We start from the raw sequence: 3305 nt of genomic DNA on the forward strand, positions 1-3305 counted from the left end.
ACTAAAACATCTGTGAGCTTTTTCAATTCATTATATGTATAAGCGGCACCTGATGGATTTGAAGGAGAGTTAAAGATGAACCATTTTGTTTTGGATGTAATAGCAGCTTCTAGCTCTTGTGATTGGAGTTTATAAGAAAACTCGGCTTTTGTTTCTAAAAAGACAGGTGTACCATCATTAAGTGCGACCATTTCTGGATAACTCACCCAATAAGGGGATGGAATGATGACTTCATCTCCCTTATTTAACGTTGCCATCAAAGCATTAAAGAGAATTTGTTTTCCACCGGTACCAACAATAATTTGTTCTGGTTGGTAAAGAAGATTATTTTCTCTTTTAAACTTTGCCGAAATTGCTTGGCGCAATTCTGCAATTCCAGATATAGGAGGGTATTTTGTTTCTCCCCTTCGAATGGCTTCAATGGCCGCGTTTTTGATATTATCTGGGGTATCAAAGTCTGGTTCTCCAGCACTTAAAGCAATAACATCGCGTCCTAATGTTTTTAAGTGACGGGCCCTTTGGGAAGCAGCAATTGTTGCAGAAGGTTTGATGCGAGACAGCTTGTCGGCAATAAAAGCCATAATTTAAAATCCTTATATTATATCAACAAATGGTTATTGCTTTAAAGATATTCTATAAGAGATTATATTGTATGCAATAAAAAAAACTTCTAAAATACTTTGATATGCGTTTTTTAGTATTGTTTTTTGAGAATTTTAACGAGGAATTCTTCTCTTAAGGATTATAAAATTTTTAGAAGAGGGGTAGGAATATTTTGATAAATTGTGCAAAATAGATAAGCAGTGTTTTCTTTTCTCGAGATCAATTTTACTTTATACAAAATAAAAAATCTTCGTCATTATAAACGAAGATTTTTAATAACATATTGCAGAATTTAACTTTAGAGCGCTGCAAGATTGCCAGCGGCAAATTTTCCTGAACGACGATCTTGAAGAACATCATAAGAAATTTTTTGCCCTTCATTAAGATGACTGAGACCAGAACGCTCAACGGCGGAAATGTGTACAAATACATCTGCACTGCCATCACTAGGCTGAATGAATCCAAAACCCTTTGTTGTATCAAACCACTTAACTGTTCCTGTAGACATAGGAAACTCCTTAGATATATAATTATATTGTGTACTGAAGCTATAATTCTCCAATACGGTTTTAGATCGAAATTAGGTGGGAGAAGTTTCGTCAAAAGTGCAGAAAGCACAGGAAAGAAAGTCACGTAACCGAAAATTCGATAAAACTCATATAAGAGCCTTTAGAGTAAAAAGCAAGCTTTAATTGCTCTTTTTTATACAAAGAAAAAGTCGAGAAAGAGTATCAAAAAGCGTATGCTTTTCCGCATAGCAAGAACTTTAACTGAAATAACTTTGCAAAGAACGTACTTCAAGGCGCTTTTTCTTGATTGCTTTGATTGCTTCTACAACGGCTTCGGTTCCCGCTATTGTTGTGTAATAGGGAATATTTTGCATGAGTGCTGCATAGCGTAATGATTTGGAATCTGAGATGGCACTGGCAGTGCTGGTTGTATTAAAAATCAATTGAATTTGGCGATTACGAATAGCATCTTCAATATGTGGGTGTCCCTCTAAAACTTTGTTGATTTTTTTTGCTTCAATATGATGTTCGGTGAGAAACTTTTGTGTTCCACTTGTAGCAACAACAGAAAAACCAAGCTCTGTTAAACGTTTTATAGGATTTAAGATGCGCTTTTTATCTTCATCTCTTACAGAAACGAATAAAGTTCCCTCCTTAGGGAGTTTTACACCAGCCCCAAGCTGCGCTTTAGCAAAAGCAAGCGCAAACTCATAGTCAAGTCCCATAACCTCACCGGTTGAGCGCATTTCTGGACCAAGAAGCGTATCAACACCTGAAAAACTAGCAAAAGGAAACACGGCTTCCTTGACGGCAATATGTTGTTTTTTCTGTGAAGAAGGTAATCCACCATAAGCTTGGAGAGCACTGTGAAGCGTTTCTCCTGCCATAATACGTGCAGCCATTTTAGCGATAGGGCAACCAATTGTTTTTGCAACAAATGGGATAGTACGTGAGGCACGAGGATTGACTTCTAAAACATAAATGGTGTCATCTTTAATGGCATATTGTACATTCATAAAGCCACGAACATGGAGTGCTTGCGCTAATGCTTTTGTTTGGCGCTCTAATTCAGCGACTATACTATGTGAGAGCGTATGGACTGGTAAAGAACACGCTGAATCACCAGAGTGGATTCCTGCTTCTTCAATATGTTCCATAATCCCCACGATCAGTGTTTCTTGACCATCACAAAGACAATCAACGTCTACTTCAATTGCTTCTGTTAGATAGGTGTCAAAGAGAAGCGGATTTTTACCAAGCAATATATTGATTTGTCCTGTTTTGTCGTTGGGATAACGGGCCTTGATATCTTCTGGAATTAATTCAGGAACAGTTTCAAGTAAATAATTTTGCAAGCTTCGTTCGTCACGGATAATTTGCATAGCACGCCCTCCTAAAACATAAGAGGGACGTACAACCAGTGGGAATCCTAATTCATAGGCAATAAGGCGCGCTTGTTCGATAGAGTGAGCAATACCATTTTGAGGTTGTGTTAAGTTAAGTTTAAATAACAGTTTTTGGAAGCGATCTCTATCTTCTGCTAAATCAATGGCGTCAGGTGAGGTGCCAAGGATGGGAATGTTGTGTTTTTCGAGAGCGCTTGCCAATTTCAATGGTGTTTGTCCGCCAAATTGAACGATGACTCCTACCAATTCACCTCTTTCCTGTTCTGCTTCTAAAATAGCGATAACATCTTCTGTTGTTAAAGGTTCAAAGTAAAGACGATCAGAAGTATCATAGTCAGTTGAAACAGTTTCAGGATTACAGTTAATCATAATCGCTTCAAAACCTGCATCACGCAGAGCAAAAGCTGCGTGGCAGCAACAGTAATCAAATTCAATACCTTGTCCAATGCGGTTTGGTCCACCACCTAAGATAGCAATTTTTTTTCGTTCAGAAATATGAGCTTCTGAGTGTTCTACACCTGCAAAGGGAACTTCATATGTTGAATACATATAAGCTGTAGGAGAAGAAAATTCGGCAGCACAAGTGTCAATCCGTTTAAAGACATGTTTAACATTTAGTGATTTGCGTAAAGCGGCGATATCGTCTGGTTCTTTTCCGGTAAGAGCGGCTAATCGCGCATCTGAAAATCCCATAGCTTTTAACATACGTAAGTTATCTGCATCTTGGGGTAAGCCATGGATTTGGATACGCTGCTCCATTTCAATGATAGAGGCTATCTGTTCTAAA

Annotated in this window: 3 protein-coding genes; all 3 read right to left on the reverse strand. The window is 38.0% G+C overall.

The genetic code is table 11. The annotated features are described in order from the left end of the window. A partial coding sequence (locus BN338_RS05305; protein WP_039760122.1) for an aminotransferase class I/II-fold pyridoxal phosphate-dependent enzyme occupies positions 1-581 on the reverse strand: 581 nt, incomplete at its 3' end. Positions 582-901: 320 nt separating this feature from the next. Then, on the reverse strand, positions 902-1111 hold the full coding sequence (locus tag BN338_RS05310; RefSeq protein WP_039759774.1) for a cold-shock protein: 210 nt from the start codon (positions 1109-1111) through the stop codon (positions 902-904). Positions 1112-1369: 258 nt separating this feature from the next. Beyond that, positions 1370-3305, reverse strand: a 1936-nt coding sequence (gene carB / locus BN338_RS05315) for a carbamoyl-phosphate synthase large subunit (RefSeq protein ID WP_039759776.1), incomplete at its 5' end; no start/stop codon positions are given.

The organism is Bartonella queenslandensis AUST/NH15, assembly GCF_000312585.1.
In the GTDB taxonomy this organism is placed as follows: Bacteria; Pseudomonadota; Alphaproteobacteria; order Rhizobiales; family Rhizobiaceae; genus Bartonella; species Bartonella queenslandensis_A.

What these genes read in the sequence shown, in the direction of transcription:
- BN338_RS05310 (WP_039759774.1), bottom strand. Translation starts at nt 1,111, where the DNA reads ATGTCTACAGGAACAGTTAAGTGGTTTGATACAACAAAGGGTTTTGGA.